This window comes from Streptomyces filipinensis (assembly GCF_014649495.1).
GTDB lineage: Bacteria > Actinomycetota > Actinomycetes > Streptomycetales > Streptomycetaceae > Streptomyces > Streptomyces filipinensis.
Map to the genome: position 1 here is coordinate 326,092 of NZ_BMTD01000005.1, position 15,988 is coordinate 342,079.

Sequence of the window (15,988 nt, forward strand, 5' to 3'; positions counted from 1 at the left end):
CTGGCCAGTTGCTCAGTTGACTGAATGTGTCTGTCCGATTGGTGATCACTGATGCGATGCGGGAAAGGATCGCGCCGCTGATGCCGGCCGATCCGGTTCGCGGGCGGCGGTGGGCCGACCACCGCCGCACACTCGAGGCCATCGCGTGGAAGTACCGCACCAGCTCGCCATGGCGAGATCTGCCGGACGAGCTCGGCCCGTTCCAGACTGCTCACAAGGGCCTGATCAGATGGGCCGTCGACGGCACTTGGGAACACATCCTCGCTGCCCTCCTGGCCGCAGCCGATGCCGAGGACGACATCAACTGGACCGTGTCGGTCGACTCGACCATCGTCCGAGCCCATCAGCACGCCGCTGGCGCACTCAAAAAGGGGCAGCCGACTGGGCCGAACCCGCCGATCACGCCGTCGGACGTTCCCGCGGCGGGCTGAGCACGAAGGTTCATCTGGCCGCCGACGGCCGGGCACGACCCCCGGCCTTCACCCTCACCGCAGGCCAGGCCGGTGACGCACCCGCCTTCGAGACGGTGATGTCCGGCATCCGTGTGCCCCGCAGCGGCCCGGGCAGGCCACGAACCCGGCCCCGCCGTCCTGGCTGACCGTGCGTATTCCTCACGCGCCATCCGTATCCACCTGCGGCGTCGGGGTATCCGCGTTGTCCTTCCACAGCCGTCCGATCAGGTTGGCCACCGCCTGAGGCGAGGCCGTCTCGGAGGCCGCCCGCCCGGCTTCGACAGCGAGGCATACACGCAGCGGAACACCGTCGAGCGGTGCATCAACCACCTCGAACAGTGGCGCGGCCTGGCCACACGAACCGACAAGCTCGCGATTGCCTACCAGGCAGCCCTGCACGTCGCGGGCATCCTCATCTGGGCCCGACGCTGACCAAAGAGACAGAACCTAGTTGCGCGCGCGAGATAGACACCCGGCTTGTTGTACGCGCTCGGTCGCTCTTAGAGGATGTCTCACGAAGGCGGGGCTGTGGCGGCGGCTGCACCGGGCGGTCCTGGACGAACTCGGTGCCCGGGGCGAGCTGGACTGGGCCTCGGTCATCGTCGACGCGGTGTCGGTGCGGGCGAAATGGGGGGGCGCTGGCCGGGCCGAATCCTGTCGACCGCGGCAGGAAGCGCAGCAAACCGCACGTGCTGTCCGAGGCCCAGGGCATCCCGCTCGCCGTCGCTGTGTCCGGCGCGAACACGCATGACGGCCAGGCTCTCAAGCCGCTGGTCCGCGGCATACCGCCATCCGCTCCCGGCGCGGCCCACGTCGGCGCCGACCGGTCAAACTCCGCGCCGACAAGGCGTACTCTTCCGCCGGGCACCTCGCCTGGCTGCGCGAACGCGGAATCATCCCGCGTATCGCCCGCCGGGGCATCGAGTCGAGTGAACGGCTCGGCCGGCACCGCTGGAAGATCGAAAGGTCGATCGCCCGGCTCTTCGGCTACCGCCGCCTCACCGTCCGATATGAGCGAAAAGGCTCCCACTTCGTCGCCTTCCTTGGCCTCGCAGCAGCCCTGACCTGCTCTAAGAAGCTCGCGGCACTCCCCCCATAAGACATGCTCTTAGTGATGAACGATCACTGTCACCGCGCGGGGAGATCTCACGGATACGCAGTGGGCGGTGTCGGAGCCGTTGTCGCCGAAGGGGGAGGAAGTCAGGGCGGCCGCCCATCTGGTCCCGGCGGCAGCTCATCGACGGTATGCGGTTCCGGGTTCGTACCGGTGTTCCATGGAGCGACGCCCCTGTTGAGTGCGGGCTGTGGGGTCGGATTTCACCACCAAGCTGCACCTGGCCGTCGAGCAGGGACAGAAGCCCATGTCCTTCGTGATCACCGTTGGACAGCGCGGGGACTCGCCGCAGTTCGAACCCGCGCTGGAGAAGGTCCGGATCAGGCCGGGCCGACCACGTGTCCGGCCTGATCGCGTGAGGACTGAGAAGGCGTACGCCTCCCGCAGAAGCCGCGCCTACCTGCGCCGACGCGGCATCCGTTGCACATCCCGGACAAGGCCGACCGGGCACGTAACCGCAAGAAGCCGGGCTCTCGCGGCGGCCGGCTGCCCAGATTCGACGGCGAGGTGCAGTGGCCACGAGGTACGACAGGCTCTCCGTCCGCTACGAGGCGACTGTGCCGGTCGCAGCCGTGAACGAGTAGCCGGCACCAGCCGTGGCAAGGCGATAGAGGTCCTTGAACTTTCAAGGTCGTCCGTCAGGTGATCACGTCGAGGCAGAAGGAGACGATCGAGCCGAGTGCGCCGGGGGCGCCCGCGCCGAAGGCGAACACCATGGCCTGACCGATCGCCACGTCGGTGGGGTCGAGGCCGTGGGACCAGGTCAACCTGGCGTCGATGCCGGGAATGTCACGGAGACAGGCGTACGAGCGCAGAGTGCCACGCGCTTCGGCGATGGGGGTGCCGTTTCGGAGGAGCCGGGCCCGGCAGAGCCCGATGGGCCGCAGCTCATAGCTGCGGTCGCCCACAAGGGCCGTGCGGGTGCGCGTTCTGCGGCGCAGGGCCCAGCGGCTGTCGTCCCCGCGCCGTGTGGGGATCACCTGCTGGTTGATGCTGAGGGTGCCGCGGTCACGGCCGGGCACGACCGTGACGGGTGGCATGCCGGGCCCTTGGACGAGCGCGATGACGGTCAGCCCGGAGTTGTAGCTGATACGTATCGGCCCGAACGGGCTGTCGGCCGTACGGTCCTGGGAGAGTCGGATGGTACGGCGCTTGCTGAAGAAGGACATGGTCGTATCGGTTCCGAAAAAGGGGGGAGTCGAGGACGGGACTGTCACGCGCGGCGACGCCGATCGTGGTCAGCTGTGGGGTGGCCCCGGACGCCAGGACTGGTACGGCACGGCTCCTGGCGCAGATTGCTGATGCGGCATCGCCATGGGTGCTGGGCGGTGGGTGCGCAGCAGCGCGTCGAACCCGCCATGCAGCTCCCGGGACTTGTCGGGCGAGGCGGTGTAGGCGACGACGGATCCGTCGACGAGTTGGAGCGTCACCACGGCGCCGGTGCTCGGATCCTCCTGGCCCAGCCACACTCCGCCGAGGGCAGTGGCAGGCACCCACCCCGCCTCGGACTCCGGGCCGCCACCACGCCATCGGCGCAGCACCTTCCGCCGATACCCCGGAAACAACAGACCCGGGAGGGTCACCACGACGATGACGAAGACCACGATGTTCCCCACCACCCCAGCCGCCCACCGCAGCACCGCGAGGAGCACCGCGTAGCAGGCCGAGATGATGAACACCCAGAGGCAACCCACGGCGACGACATGCGGCGCACCGACCTTGTTCAGCAGGCTGTGGAGGCCCACCGAAGCGAGCAGCACCAAGACCGTGACACACCCGGCCGTATCGCCGAGCAATGCTTCAGCGATGCGGCCGGCGAGCCGGTCGCGTCTGACGACGAAACCGTTGTCATGGAACTGGACGCGTACACGTCCCCCGGGTGTGGCTCTGACGCCTTCGATCTCACGCATGCCGGTCACCCTAGCCGGACGTCCACCGCTCAACTGTCCCGCATGAACGCCACCGCCGCCGTCCTGCCCGGTAGTGGTTCGATGCTTGGGAGTCGGCATCACGGCCGGTGATCGTCTCGGACGGGTGAAGCCTCGGCGGTGAGTTTCGCCGCGAGGCATCGGGACACGCCAGCAGCAGTGGGGTGACGCGCCCACACGGGATGAGCCGATCACCGCCCGCGGTCGGTCAAGCCGCTTGGCGGTGACGGGACTTGCCGGACATGACCGTACGTCAGCAAGTGAGTGTCGAGATCGAGCGCTGGGTCCGCCGGCAGATCAGTCGTGCGGGGATTCGCCGGCAGCCGAACGACGCCCCCCGATGGAGGCGACCAATGCGTCTGCCACGATCGCCGCGTCTGCCTCTGCGACATCTGCTGGGTATTCCGGCAGCAGATCGTCCCAGACGGGCATCCATGATCCGTACAGCTGGGTCTGGCCCTCCGGCCGGGCGAAGAACCAGATGTGCAGGTGTGCGCCTCCATCTCCGATGCGGTAGACGTGGGCACGCGAAATGTATGGCAGGGCCTGCATGTGGCGGACGATGTGAGCGGACAGGATCCCCAGCTCGGCTGCCAGCTCATCGGGCAGGTCGGCCATGTCATGGTGCTCAAGCGGATGCAGCATGAGCACCAGCGGCACGCCAACTCCCGTGATCCGAGTGAGCCGCCAAGTGTCGTTGAACCAGATCCCGTCGCCTCGCTCACGGCACGCCGCGCAGTTCGACGGGTCCTCGCCGTGTCGCGGAGGCTCAGGCAGAACCGGAGGTCGCAGGGGCGCGACGCGCAGTCCTTCCGGTTCGAACGGGCTGATTTCCCACCCTGTCATGCGCGCGAGCGGGAGCCGACACGCACCATCCGCAGCGGCAAGCGCGTGGTCGTAGAACTCGTCAGGTCGCAAAGCCATGGGCCGAAGAGTAGTTCGGAGTCGACGCCCCGTGAGGAGCCAGGTGGCCTGACTCCTCCTTGGTGGGGGCAGACAGCGATCCTGGTGGTGGGCGATCCGCAGACGCACGAAATGGCGGCCGGAGCCATTTTCGGTGTTCCCCGTCAACGGGTCTCAGACGACATCGAATTCGTTGCCCTCGGGGTCCTGCATGGCGGCGGCGTAGAGCCCCATGTCCGGCTCGTCCTTGATCCGTAGCACGGTGGCACCGGCTTTGACCAGCCGTTCCACCGTAGCCTTGACCCTCTGTGCGCGGACGTCCAGTGGGACGTCACGGCCCCCACCGACCTTCAGGTCGAAGTGCCACCGGTTCTTGGCGACCTTCGGCTCCGGAACCTCCTGGAACCACACCCTCGGTCCACGTCCCGCAGGATCGATGATCGACTCCGGAACATCCCCGGCACCGGCCGGCAACTCTTCCTCGGGCACCCCGACCGCCGCCCAGTAGGCACGCCACGTGGCGTGTCCGCCCGGCGGAGGCTCAGGCACGTAGCCCAGGGCCTCGGCCCAGAAGGCCACCATTCTCTGCGGATCGGAACAGTCGATCGTCAGCTGCACTGTCATCTCCATGCTCAGAGCATCCCAGGCAGGTCTGACAGACGCTCCACTTTCGCAACAGGCCCTGGATCCCCGCCGGCTGTCGCTGAATCGCAGGAGCCCGTGAGCCGGTCCGGGCTCGTTCAGTCGGCGTCGGGTCTCTGCTCCGCCGCGGTGTCGTAGGCGGCGCGGGCCTCGGCGATGGCGGCCCGATGCCGCTCGGCCCAGCCCACCAGCTCGGTCAGCGAGGCGTGAAGCTCCCGGGCCATGGGCGTGAGGCTGTACTCGACCTTGGGCGGTACGGTCGGATACACGGTGCGGACGAGCAGGCCGTCCCGCTCCAGCCTTCGCAGGTTGAGGGTGAGCATCCGTCGGCTGATGCCGTTGATGGCGCGTTCGAGTTCGGTGAAGCGGACCGGGCCGTGGGCGGCGGCAATCAGGATCCCGATGCTCCACTTGCCCGCCACGCGGTCGAGTACCTCGGTGACCGGGCAGGCTTCGTCCCTCAGCGCTTCGGTAACACGGGTGTGACTGCGTGACATAGAAGTGCCTCCTTCCGATGAGCAGCAAGGTTATCGATGATGAGTGCTGTTACAAGTCGTGAACCAAGGGGGAATGGCATGTCTGTTCGCGCTCTCGTCGTCGATCCGTCCGCATCCACCGCCGTCCGCCTCGCCGACGTGCCCGACCCCGTGCCCGGGCCGGGCCAGGTCCTGGTGGACGTCTCCCACGCCTCGTTGAACTACGGTGACCTCAACGACGCCCGCTCCGGTCGGGTCCCTGTGGGTGCGGTGCTCGGTGCGGACGCCGCCGGAGTGGTCGTTCGGGCCGCAGCCGACGGAACCGGTCCGGTGGTGGGCACCCGGGTGGTGGCTTTGACCTCGGGGGCGTTCGCCGAGCGCGTCGCGATCGACGTGGGCGCGCTCGCCGAGGTGCCGAAGGGCTTGGACCTGGCGCAGGCGGTGGCTCTGCCGGTCGCCGGAGTTGCGGCACTGCGCTCGCTGCGGGCCGCCGGGCTCGGACCGGACAAGAGGGTGCTGATCACCGGCGCATCCGGCGGAGTCGGCCGGTTCGCCGTCCAGTTGGCAGCGCGGGCCGGTGCCCACGTGATCGCGTCCGTGGGCTCGGCCGGCCGCGGGGACGGGCTGGCCGAGGCGGGCGCCGACGAGGTGCTGATCGGTCTGGAAGGACTCCAGCGACCGGTCGACGTGGTCATCGACAGCGTTGGCGGCCCTCAACTGGTCGCGGCATGGAACCTGCTCGCTCCCGGGGGCAGCGTGCAGAGCGTCGGCTGGACCTCCGGGGAGCCGGCGGTCTTTCCGCCGTATGCGACCGTCGGCCCGGCCAAATCGCTGGCCTCCTTCGTCATCGACGGCGACGCCGGCGAGGACCTGGCCGTGCTCACCGAGCTGGCCGCTGAGGGGGCCGTCACGATCGAGATTGGCTGGCAAGGACCCTGGGACCGCTTCGCCGAGGCCGCTGAGGCCCTCCGCGGGCGTCGTGTCTCCGGAAAGGCGGTCCTGGAGGTGGCGTGAGGTGAGCTGCGCGGCACGGGGGCCTCTGCGCAGGACCAGGCCTCACCGGACGATCACGTGCGGAGCCAGATGACCAGGGCCGCTGCGGTTGTGGTGACAGGACTCGAGAACGGAGTAGTCACATGATCGGCCGGACAAGTCCCCATACCCCCTATGACATGGCAACCTCCACTACCGTCCGCAGCACGCGGACGGCGTGCGAAGATCCAACGGTCGGATACGCGGGCGTACTTCGAAGGATGGCTATGTTCGCGACTTCTCCGGGGGACGGGGCCGAGCTGCGGCCTTTGGAGCCGTGGCGGGCCGAGGAGTTCCGCGCCCCGGGCCAGGCCCTCCGTACGGGCCCGGTACCGCGGCCGCCGCTCTCCTCACCGCCGCCCGCGCGCCAACACTCTGGGGCCACCGCATGCCCGCGTACGCGCCTCCCGCCCGGCTCGTCTTCAGCGGCTCTCGGCCCACCAGATGATCCATGTCAGGAACGCGGCTCCCGCCGCCGAGGCCAGACCGCGTACGGCGCTGAACATAGCGGCACGACCGAGCCGCCGAACGGTGCTGTTGTCCTTCTTCATGGATAACTCCCTCGTTTTGCCTGGCCTGTACCGGTGCGCAGAGCAACATGCCTGAGGAGCCGGCTGCCCGTCCGGAAGTGCGGGCGGAGCGGGCAAAAACGCCCTAGGCTGCTGGCGACAGGCCGTGCCCGCACTGCCCGCACCGGGCGCGGCCAGGCCGGGCAGCAGCGAGGGGGCCGTCATCGCCACGGGGGACGCGCGCAGGTTGTACGACGAGATGCGCGCGCTACGGGGTCGGGCCGAGACTCGCAGACACGCGGCCGGTCAGCCGTTCTCACAGCGCGAGATCGAAAAGGCGCTCGACCGGCCGCCCTATTCGATCAAATTCCGGGGCCAGGCCATCAGCGAGTGGGTCCCGGACGACGTCGTGAAGGCTCAAGTTCCTCACGACGCGGACGCGGTGTGGGCGCTGGTTCGGTTGTGGTCCGATTGGGCCGGAGACGAGCACCCGGACGAGGGTCACTGGCGAAACCTGGTAGAGCGAGCCCAGCCGGTTCGTGCTCCGCGGTCCGGGCGCAGGCCCGTGGGACGGCCGATGTCCGAGTACGTTGATCATCTGGTGCTGGACGACCTGGAGGTTCACCCCTGCCTCGAAGTCGGCGAGGGACCGGGACTCGGTCCGCTCCCGGCCTACGTGAGACGTGAGCACGACGCACAACTACGCGCGGTGCTCGACGCCGTTCGGACCGGTGCCAGTCAGATAGCGGTGCTGGTGGGCGGATCCTCCACCGGCAAGACCCGGGCCTGCTGGGAGGCGCTGGAGCCGCTGCGGGAGGCGGGCGGGTGGCGCTTGTGGCATCCGTATGATCCGACTCGGCCGGAGGCGGCGCTCGAGGGGCTGGACCGTGTGGGGCCACGCACTGTGGTGTGGTTGAACGAGACTCAGGAGTACCTGGGCGACGGCGCGCTCGGGGAACGGGTCGCGGCCAAGCTGCGCAGCCTGCTCACCGATCAGGCCCGGGCGCCGGTGCTGGTACTGGGCACGCTGTGGCCCCAGGACTACGCGGCCTTGCTCCAGCGGCCCGGCTCGCAGGTGCGGTTGGTGCTGGGCTACAGGATGATCGAGGTGCCCAACGCCTTCACCGGCGCCGACTTGGCCGCCCTACGGCAGGCCGCCGCAGTAGACGGCCGCCTGGCCATCGCGGCCGAACGCGCCGATGCCGCACAGGTCACCCAGTACCTGGCCGGCGGTCCGGAGCTGATCGAGCGGTTCAGCCTTGCCCCGCCGGCGCCCAAGGCAGTCATCCGTGCGGCGATGGATCTTCGCCGTATGGGACATGGCAACGCCCTACCCCGTGCACTTCTTGAGGCGGCCGCACAGGCGTATCTACTCGACATCGAGTGGGAGCAGCTCGACGACGACTGGGTGGAACAGGCCCTGGCCTACACATCCTCCCCGTGCAAGGGCGTACGGGGACCGGTCACCCGCATCCGCCCGCGTTCAGGCAGTCGGCCGCCCCTCGCCGACAGAAGCCACGGTGGACCCGTGTACCGGCTGGCCGACTACCTCGATGAGTTCGGTCGTCGGCTCTTTGCGGATCTGGTGCCGCCCAAGGGCTTCTGGGCTGCGGCCACGCGTGCCGACCCAGGTGAGATGGTGGTGCTGGCCGACGCTGCACGAGCTCGTGGCATGCTCTGCGACGCAGTCCGGCTCTACGTCCATGCGACGGAACGCGGCAGTTGCACCGTCGACCGGGACCGGAGGTACATGGGCTGCGCGGCGGTCAACGCCGTTCGGCTGATGGACACTCTGAGCCCCGACGACCCGCGTCCGAGGCGCTGGGCGGCAGCGTACTGCTCGCTGGACAATGCCTACGACGTCGATGCGCTGCTGCGCTCCGCCGACTCGGAGGCGGTGACGGCGCTGCTGGCCCGCAACCCGGCGTCCCGGGCCCCGCTCGACCGCCCGTCGCCCGTCGAACGACTGCTGAGCACACTGGACGAGCTCGGCGCACAGGACCAGGTCGACCTGCTGCTCGCCCGTAACCCTGCCTCACATGTCGACGCGGCCGACCGCTACGGCCTGGTCGAATTGCTATCCACGCTGCATCGACTCGGCGCCGCCGGACAGGTCGACCACCTTGCCCGGCGGGGTGCCGCCACCGTCACCTTCAGGTTCCTGTACCGCAACTCGGTGTTCGGCACCTTGAGCGCCGTCGGCGCCCACGAACACGCCGCAACCCTCGCGGCCCGTGCTGCAGCCGAAGTGTCGTTCACCGACGTCGACGCCCCTAAGGCCGTTGCCTGCGTCCTCGACGAACTCCAAGCGCTCGGTGCAAGCGAGGCGATCCACGTCCTGCTGCTCCGCAACCCGGCCCAACACGTCCGCGACGACGGTGAGGGCGGCCTGGAGGCCCTGGCAGATGCCCTGCAGCGGGTCCGCGCCCATGAGCAGATCGCGGTTCTGCACGCGCGCATGGCTGCTTTGGCGGACACCGGCGATCCCGGCGCCCTCGCTCGCGTGTTGTTCATTCTCCGTGCGACCGGGGCTCGGGACCGAGTTCCGGACCTGCTGAACCGGGTCCCCGCCACCCGAGTGGATCTGCGCCCCGCGCTCGGGCTCGCCAACCTGCTCGGAGCATTGGCGATGAACGACGCCCCTGACTATGTCACCGCTCTGCTCTCGCGGAACCCGTCCGCGCACACCACGGTCGAGTCCGCCGAAGGGCTGCTGGGTGCGCTGCGCCGGTTGGGCGCTGACGAGCAGTACGACACCCTGGCGCAGCGCATCGCCCGGGAGTTTCCCTTGGGTGACCCTGCACGGCTGCGAGGCTTGCTTTCGTCCCTTCAGTACATCGAGTCCGTGGGCGGCGGCGTCGTGGTGCCGAACCCGGTACCCCATCTGGAGCTCTTGCTGGCGCGCGACCCCGCCGAGCAGGTCGAGCTCGCCGACACCTACGCGGTCGCCGCCCTGATCGCCGAGCTGCGCGAAATCGGCGCAGAGGACATCTCCGTCCAGTTGGCGTCCCGCGCGGCCACCAGCGCCCCCCTTGACGACGCGTACGGCGCCGCTCTTCTCCTCAAATCCCTACCGACCGGCGACCTCGTCACCCGGCTCCTCGCCCGCGACCCCGCTACCCACGTCTCCATCAGCTACGCTCACAACCACATGCGGGACGACGTGTTGTTCCTGGTGCAGCAGCTCCGCGCCGCAGGCGCCGCGGATCAGGCCGATCACCTGTTGCGACGTCTGGTAGCCGCCGGGCGCTTCACCGACTTCCGCCGTGATCCGGAGACTTCCGACGAGTTCCGCTGGGGCCGCGAACCCGGCGGGGCCCCAGCCGAACCATGGGACTGGGAGAAGGCGAGCCGGGCCACAGCCAGATGAGCCCACCCCTCTTGCCTGCGTTCGGCGTCGGCGGCCTCAAGGACTTGCGGCGGTCGGCCTGTACCTCGTTGCCGAGGGGGCGGCCACCCGGGACGCCATGCGCCGGGACTTCGACACCTCGCCGGGCGGTACACCCCGGCTGGAGTTGCTCGGCCCTGGGGTCGCCGTGGGGGAGCCGGCACCGATGCCGCTTCCGCTGGAGTGGGCCGCCGAACCGCTGAGCGCCGCGCTCACCCTGGCCTCCCGCGCCCGGGCGCTGATCGTGGACCTGCGCTCCGACCGGCCCCGCGACCCGGACACGGTCGCCTTCGTCTGAACAGCTGCCTGCTCGACGAGCGCACCCACCTCAACACGGTGTACTGGCACGGCGGCGCCCGCAGCGAGCAGTCCTGGAGCCTGCCGCACGTCCCTGGCGCGCTTCGGCGGCAGCAAGCCGCTGTACGAAGGAAATGCCCTTGAGCGCGTCCAGATCCCCGACCTGGTACCTCGGCACTTCGACCACCTTCCGGTGACCGCGGTCGCCTGACCACACCGGGCGGTGCACGTGGCTGACGGGCACAAGCCATCCGGCCTCGATGCAGTAGTCCAGGTCCCGTCTACCCATCACGGTCTGATCCGGGTCGCCTGTGGGCTGGTGAGACGCGTCGAGAACGTGTCCCGGGACGACCCGGTCGAGTCCGAGTGGCTGGGTTGACTGCGGCCGCGGGGATCAATGAACCGTGGTTGGCGCTGAGATTGATCACGGCTGGACAGCGGTTGGGGCGGCGGCGCGGGTGCCGATCAGGGTCGGGACGGCATCGTCCCGAGCCGACAGTCGGCGAATGCCTGCACGGTGCGGGCGGCGGGGCCTTTACGCTCAGCCGTTGCGCCGGGTGCTTCTGACCGGGCTTCGCGCGCTCCCCCGTACGCCGTAGTGCGCTCTGCCTTGGTGGCCGATACAGGGATATGTTCGCGCTCAACCGATCCAGCGGCGGGCTGCCCCGCCCCGTTCGAAGGACTTGTAGTTGCCTCAGCGCGTGAGACTTTCCCTGCTTGCGTCCGCCGTACTGGCCGCCGCCCTTCTCCCTGTCGGCTCCGCCAGTGCCGCTCTGGCCACACCCGGCACCGCTCAAGCACCGACTGCGGTGGCGGCGAACTGCCAGGAAACCCTCGACGGGGTCTTCTGCGGCTACGACCGCAGCAACGCCTACACGGACCGCGGTGACTCCGGTGCGAAGGTGAAGGAGGTCCAGGCGCTGCTGATCTACCACGGCTACTCGGTGGGCTCCACCGGCGTGGACGGCTACTTCGGAGCTGCCACGGAGTCCGCTGTGAAGCGCTTCCAGACTGCGGAAAGGATCACTGCCGACGGCATTGTCGGCGCCAATACCTGGGCATGGCTCCGGACGGAGGCCTAGTGCCCGTATTAGGCAACGTTCGCCCTGTTGAGACGCGCCGCCCGGAATCGATCCGGGCGGCGCGTCGTGCGACATGTTGTGCGGGTGGCCGAGGGGGTGCGGCCGGCACCCCCGTGATCAATCTCAGCGCCAACCACGGGTCCATTGATTCCCGAGGCCGGACCGGAAGTAGGGCAAAGTCCACCGCGGAACAGTGCATCGGGCCGGACGCGATGCCTCTTGTGCCCAGATCCAGGAAGCTCAGTTGTCCTTCGACCGCAAGCAGGTCTGCACGACTAAGCGTTGCGGCCTGCCGCTGCGCTTGCTGGAGATAGCCCCGGCTACGAGTTCGCCGCCTCCCTCGCGTCATCGTCGGACGCCTGAGCGTTCGGCCACTTCGGCAGTGGCATGCGGTTCGTCGTGTCTGCCTTGCCCATCACGTAACTCACCTCACGGCAGCCCTCGGTGGTGCAGATCCTGAACAGGACACAGCCGCGGTCAACCTCATGCCGCGCCCCCGCTCCTGACGCAGGTCACGCGCTGGGCCACCGACGCCCCCCATCCGGTCGTTCTGCACGACGGTTCCGGCCGCCGCGATTTCCGGGCCGACACCGCCGCCGTCGTGGAGACCATCCGACGGTTCCTCACCGCCGCCCGCCGCGCCCGCTAACTCCAGGAGGGCGCTGCCCGTCCTGGCTCTGTCCACGGGAAGGGGTTCTGGCTCGCTTTCCGTGAACCGGTCACAGTGGGTCATGCGACGCCGTTCAAAGGCTGGTGTTTCGGTATGCGTCTGTGGCAAGTAGGTCTCGCGCTGCGGAGGTGACCTCGTCAAAGCGCTGCTGTTCCAGAGTCTGGTCGTTCAGCAGGTCGATTCCTCTCGCCAGATCAACCATGGGTTGCAGCACGTCGGGGTAGTCGAGTTCGGCTGCGGCTTCCTCACAGATCAGTTTGGCTCCGTGTAGGGGATCGAGCTGGCGCGCCACAATCTGGACCGCCCACCAACGGGCCGCGGTCCATCGCGCCTTGGCCAGATCTTCCGAGGTCAGCGGCAGTAGACCCAATTCTTCCAGCACAAGATCGAACATCTCGCGGGCCTGGGCGTGCTCACCGCGCCCGAGCCCAGCAAGCAGGGGAAGCGAGGGAGCCTCAATGCCAGCCACCAGGGCGTCCAGTCCCAGCTGGACCAGATAGGCGTCCGAGGGGCGCTGCCAGGGCGACATCGACAGGTCTGCAGCGGCCATGCGCATCAAGCTGGTCGCTACCACTGCGTCCATGCTGTGCCTCGCCCCCTCGTCATCGTTCCGTAAAGGAAACGCCATGGCACGTGGAGCGGTGCCGGTGCGTACACGGGAGGCGTCCTCGGCGTACGTGGTGTCCCTGACGTGGTGGATCTTGTTCTCGATGGCCAGGAGGGGCACTTCCCGCCATGTCAGGGCCTTCAGACACTGGTGCAGGGTGGGCTGATCGCCCTTGATCAGCGCGATGTAGTGGGCGTGCTTGTCCTCGACGAGGAAGCGCGCGTGGGCGGTCTGCGAGTGGAGGGCGTCGAAGGTGACCACCGTGCCGTGCAGGTTGAGCGGGGCAAGCAAGCCGAGGTCGTCGCGGGGCGTTCGGGGGTGCCGGTGGTGGTGGTCAGGAACACGTGGCCAGGCCTCATGGAAGGGGATGAACTGCGGATGGGTTGAACCGGGATCCTGACTGTGCGCGTACAGCGAACATCCCCTGCGTACCCTGGCGTTTTCGCCGCCCAAGCGGAGCCGACCTCCCCTCTTCGCGCGGGCTTGTGTCGGCCGTGGGGAACCCTGTGACAAGATCCGCTGGCATGTCATCCGTCATGTCGTCTGCCATGCCTTCGTTGCCTTCGTCGCCCACGGGCCCCTCAAGAACCGGTCGCCGTCTGCTGGTCGCCCTGCTCGCGCTGCTCGCGACAGCGGGCTCCACCGCGGCCGAGGCCGGCACGCCGTCCGGCCCGGTGCCCGGCGCCGCGGTGAGGGCGGTGGCCGAACCCGCTACGCCCGACCGCCCCAGCTACGACGTGAAGCTGCGCGCCGACGCCGACGGCTCCCACTGGGCGGGCCGGCAGACGGTGTCCTTCCGCAACGCCTCCAGCCGGCCCCTGCGTGAGGTGTACATACGCCTGTGGGGCAATGGCGAGGACGGCTGCGGGACATCGGGAAGACCGTCCCCCGTCCGCGTCTCCCACGTGCGCGGCGGCACTCCGAGCCGCCCGGGCGTGAAGTGCACGGCGCTGCGCATCGCTCTGCCGAGGCCGCTCGCACGCGGCGAGCGGACGGCCGTCTCCTTCGACGTGGCCCTCACCGTGCCCGCACGCAACAACCGCTTCGGCCGCGAAGGCGCGTTCCGCTTCCTGGGCAACGCGCTGCCGGTCCTCGCCGTGCACGACGCGAGGGGGTGGCACCTCGATCCGTATGTGTCGTACGGCGAGAGCTTCTACACCCTGGCGAGCGACTTCCGGGTGCGCCTCGACCACCCGTCCGCCCTCAAGGTCCCGGCGACCGGCAGCACATGGACCCGCCCCGGCGGTACCGGGCGTACGGTCACCCACAGCGTCGCCAAGCGGGTGCGGGACTTCGCATGGGCGGCGGGCCCGTTCCGCACCGCGACCCAGACCTCGCCCGGCGGCGTGCGCGTGAAGTCGTACTGGTCGCCGAACACGCCCGCCGCCGGTGTCCGCCTCAACCGCAAGGACGGCGTCGCCGCCATCGACCGGTTCGGCAGGGAGTTCGGCCGCTATCCGTACGGCGAGATCGACCTCGTGATGACCCCTGGGTTCGCCGGCGGCATGGAGTACCCCGGCCTGGTCATCCTCGGCACCGAGGAGGAGGGCGGCGCCGCCGTCCACGAGATCGCCCACCAGTGGTGGTACGGCATCGTGGGCAACGACGAGTACAACTCACCCTGGCTGGACGAGAGTTTCGCCCAGTACGCCAACGCGCGCTACTACCACTGGGACGGGTTCGAGTGCTCGCCGGACGGCTCCTGGCCGAGCGCCACCGCCGCGCTCACCAACTCGATGGCCTACTGGTCTACACACCATGGCGAGTACTTCCAGGTCGTGTACGGGATCGGCCCTTGCGTCCTGGCCGACCTGGAGCACGTCCTCGGGGCCGACACCATGGCGCGCCTGATCAAGAAGTACGCCCACGACCACTGGTACGGCGTCTCCACCACCGCCGGCTTCAAAAAGGCCGCACAGTCGATGACGCACAGGGACCTCGGCCCCTTCTGGCGGAAGCACCGCATCCGCTGAAGTCGCACTCCGCTCGCGGCTGACGGGCGTACCCCGTCGGCGCCACGATGACGGTGACCGACGGGGTACGCGGGCAGGGCGGCGTCGTTCCGGCGGTGCATCCGGGTTGATGGGGCTTCAGGAGCTGGGGCAGGACTGCGGGGTGGTCGGCGGGGGCTGACGCGGAGGCAGGCACGACTTCCGGTGATCATGAGGTGTCGAGTCCCTGATCACCACGACGGAAGACCGTGCCTGCCCGCTCATCCTCGCTCATCCCGCGCCCTCTGGGCCAACTCGCCGACACCGCGCCGACCGTCCCCGATGACCTCCCCGGCCTGCTGACCTGCCTGGCTCAGGTGCCCGATCCCCGCCGGGACCAGGGCCGACGCCACCCGCTCGCCTTCGTCCTCTCCCTGGCCGCGTGCGCGGTCCTGGCCGGAGCGAAGTCCCTGGCCGCGATCGCGGAGTGGGCCGCCGACGCCCGCCCAACGCCCTGGCCCGGCTCGGTGGCCCATGCCGGGAGCCGGACCGCGGCCCCGTCGCCCCGGCCGAGGCCACGTGCGTCGTGTCCTCCAACGCATCGACGGCGACGCGCTGGACACAGCCGTCGGAAGTTGGCTCGCCGGGCGCGAACGCGCCGTCGGCCAGGAGGTGAACGACAGCGACCGGCGGCCCCTGCCCTCCCTCGCCGTGGACGGCAAGACCGTGCGCGGTGCCCGCCGCACCGACGGCACCCAGGTCCATCTGCTCGCCGCGATGACGGGGACCGGCCTGGTCACCGCCCAGCGCGAGGTGGACGCCACGACCAACGAGATCACCGTCTTCCAGCCCCTGCTTGCCCCGCTCAACCTGCACGGCACGGTGGTCACCTTCGACGCCCTCCACTCGCAGACCGCCCACGCGCGCTTCCTCGTCGAGGACAAGCACGCCCACTAC

The 15,988-nt window shown here is 69.1% G+C and carries 14 protein-coding genes and 3 pseudogenes; 10 read left to right on the forward strand and 7 right to left on the reverse strand.

All coding sequences use genetic code 11. The features are described from left to right. The first annotated feature begins 26 nt into the window (after positions 1-26). The 3 genes and pseudogenes from IE244_RS14770 to IE244_RS43140 all read left to right on the forward strand — a co-directional run bounded on the left by IE244_RS14770 (position 27) and on the right by IE244_RS43140 (position 2,150). Positions 27-884, forward strand: a pseudogene (locus IE244_RS14770) (IS5 family transposase). A 358-nt stretch (positions 885-1,242) separates the two neighbouring features. Continuing rightward, on the forward strand, positions 1,243-1,551 hold the full coding sequence (locus IE244_RS43135) for a transposase (protein WP_191874080.1): 309 nt from the start codon (positions 1,243-1,245) through the stop codon (positions 1,549-1,551). 22 nt (positions 1,552-1,573) lie between these two features. Then, positions 1,574-2,150 (forward strand): annotated as a pseudogene (locus IE244_RS43140) (transposase). 54 nt (positions 2,151-2,204) lie between these two features. Here the strand turns inward: IE244_RS43140 and IE244_RS14785 are convergent. The 5 genes from IE244_RS14785 to IE244_RS14805 all read right to left on the reverse strand — a co-directional run bounded on the left by IE244_RS14785 (position 2,205) and on the right by IE244_RS14805 (position 5,536). Continuing rightward, positions 2,205-2,735, reverse strand: a complete 531-nt coding sequence (locus tag IE244_RS14785) for a hypothetical protein (RefSeq protein WP_191873972.1) — start codon at positions 2,733-2,735, stop codon at positions 2,205-2,207. 69 nt (positions 2,736-2,804) lie between these two features. Next, the gene (locus tag IE244_RS14790) at positions 2,805-3,476 is read right to left on the reverse strand and encodes a hypothetical protein (RefSeq protein WP_191873973.1); all 672 of its coding nucleotides are present in this window, start codon (positions 3,474-3,476) and stop codon (positions 2,805-2,807) included. Between the two features lie 315 nt (positions 3,477-3,791). Further along, positions 3,792-4,418, reverse strand: a complete 627-nt coding sequence (locus IE244_RS14795; protein WP_191873974.1) for an HIT family protein — start codon at positions 4,416-4,418, stop codon at positions 3,792-3,794. Between the two features lie 153 nt (positions 4,419-4,571). Further along, positions 4,572-5,027 (reverse strand): VOC family protein, encoded by a 456-nt coding sequence (locus tag IE244_RS14800; protein WP_191873975.1) that lies wholly within the window; start codon positions 5,025-5,027, stop codon positions 4,572-4,574. A gap of 110 nt (positions 5,028-5,137) precedes the next feature. Next, positions 5,138-5,536 (reverse strand): winged helix-turn-helix transcriptional regulator, encoded by a 399-nt coding sequence (locus IE244_RS14805; RefSeq protein WP_191873976.1) that lies wholly within the window; start codon positions 5,534-5,536, stop codon positions 5,138-5,140. Between the two features lie 78 nt (positions 5,537-5,614). On the opposite strand from IE244_RS14805, the gene IE244_RS14810 reads away from it, so the two are divergent. Further along, the gene (locus IE244_RS14810; RefSeq protein ID WP_191873977.1) at positions 5,615-6,529 is read left to right on the forward strand and encodes a zinc-binding dehydrogenase; all 915 of its coding nucleotides are present in this window, start codon (positions 5,615-5,617) and stop codon (positions 6,527-6,529) included. Positions 6,530-6,969: 440 nt separating this feature from the next. Here IE244_RS14810 and IE244_RS42770 read toward each other — a convergent pair whose 3' ends face one another. After that, entirely contained in the window at positions 6,970-7,098 is a 129-nt protein-coding gene (locus IE244_RS42770) for a hypothetical protein (RefSeq protein ID WP_268252893.1), read from the reverse strand. A gap of 124 nt (positions 7,099-7,222) precedes the next feature. Here IE244_RS42770 and IE244_RS14815 point away from each other — a divergent pair, with 124 nt between their 5' ends. The 3 genes from IE244_RS14815 to IE244_RS14825 all read left to right on the forward strand — a co-directional run bounded on the left by IE244_RS14815 (position 7,223) and on the right by IE244_RS14825 (position 11,823). Then, positions 7,223-10,426: an AAA family ATPase gene (locus IE244_RS14815; RefSeq protein ID WP_191873978.1), complete on the forward strand. Its 3,204-nt coding sequence runs from the start codon at positions 7,223-7,225 to the stop codon at positions 10,424-10,426. A 97-nt stretch (positions 10,427-10,523) separates the two neighbouring features. Continuing rightward, the gene (locus tag IE244_RS41935; RefSeq protein ID WP_229854110.1) at positions 10,524-10,742 is read left to right on the forward strand and encodes a hypothetical protein; all 219 of its coding nucleotides are present in this window, start codon (positions 10,524-10,526) and stop codon (positions 10,740-10,742) included. Between the two features lie 700 nt (positions 10,743-11,442). Continuing rightward, positions 11,443-11,823: a peptidoglycan-binding domain-containing protein gene (locus IE244_RS14825; RefSeq protein ID WP_229854111.1), complete on the forward strand. Its 381-nt coding sequence runs from the start codon at positions 11,443-11,445 to the stop codon at positions 11,821-11,823. 743 nt (positions 11,824-12,566) lie between these two features. Here IE244_RS14825 and IE244_RS43145 read toward each other — a convergent pair. Further along, positions 12,567-13,553, reverse strand: a complete 987-nt coding sequence (locus IE244_RS43145) for a transposase (RefSeq protein WP_191873979.1) — start codon at positions 13,551-13,553, stop codon at positions 12,567-12,569. Between the two features lie 95 nt (positions 13,554-13,648). Between IE244_RS43145 and IE244_RS14835 the strand changes: the two genes are divergently transcribed. From IE244_RS14835 to IE244_RS41945, 3 genes and pseudogenes are all read left to right on the forward strand, one after another. Continuing rightward, complete coding sequence (locus tag IE244_RS14835; RefSeq protein WP_229854112.1) at positions 13,649-15,073, forward strand: M1 family metallopeptidase; 1,425 nt, start codon at positions 13,649-13,651, stop codon at positions 15,071-15,073. Between the two features lie 335 nt (positions 15,074-15,408). Next, positions 15,409-15,477 (forward strand): annotated as a pseudogene (locus IE244_RS43150) (hypothetical protein); the annotation flags it as partial. A 133-nt stretch (positions 15,478-15,610) separates the two neighbouring features. Then, positions 15,611-15,988: transposase (locus tag IE244_RS41945; protein ID WP_229854113.1), on the forward strand; the 378-nt coding region annotated here is incomplete at its 3' end.

Excerpts from the sequence above, each read along its gene's own strand:
- IE244_RS14785 (WP_191873972.1), bottom strand. The coding sequence starts at position 2,735 with ATGTCCTTCTTCAGCAAGCGCCGTACCATCCGACTCTCCCAGGACCGT.
- IE244_RS14790 (WP_191873973.1), bottom strand. The coding sequence starts at position 3,476 with ATGCGTGAGATCGAAGGCGTCAGAGCCACACCCGGGGGACGTGTACGC.
- IE244_RS14795 (WP_191873974.1), bottom strand. The coding sequence starts at position 4,418 with ATGGCTTTGCGACCTGACGAGTTCTACGACCACGCGCTTGCCGCTGCG.
- IE244_RS14800 (WP_191873975.1), bottom strand. The coding sequence starts at position 5,027 with ATGGAGATGACAGTGCAGCTGACGATCGACTGTTCCGATCCGCAGAGA.
- IE244_RS14805 (WP_191873976.1), bottom strand. The coding sequence starts at position 5,536 with ATGTCACGCAGTCACACCCGTGTTACCGAAGCGCTGAGGGACGAAGCC.
- IE244_RS14810 (WP_191873977.1), top strand. The coding sequence starts at position 5,615 with ATGTCTGTTCGCGCTCTCGTCGTCGATCCGTCCGCATCCACCGCCGTC.
- IE244_RS42770 (WP_268252893.1), bottom strand. The coding sequence starts at position 7,098 with ATGAAGAAGGACAACAGCACCGTTCGGCGGCTCGGTCGTGCCGCTATG.
- IE244_RS41935 (WP_229854110.1), top strand. The coding sequence starts at position 10,524 with ATGCGCCGGGACTTCGACACCTCGCCGGGCGGTACACCCCGGCTGGAG.
- IE244_RS14835 (WP_229854112.1), top strand. The coding sequence starts at position 13,649 with ATGCCTTCGTTGCCTTCGTCGCCCACGGGCCCCTCAAGAACCGGTCGC.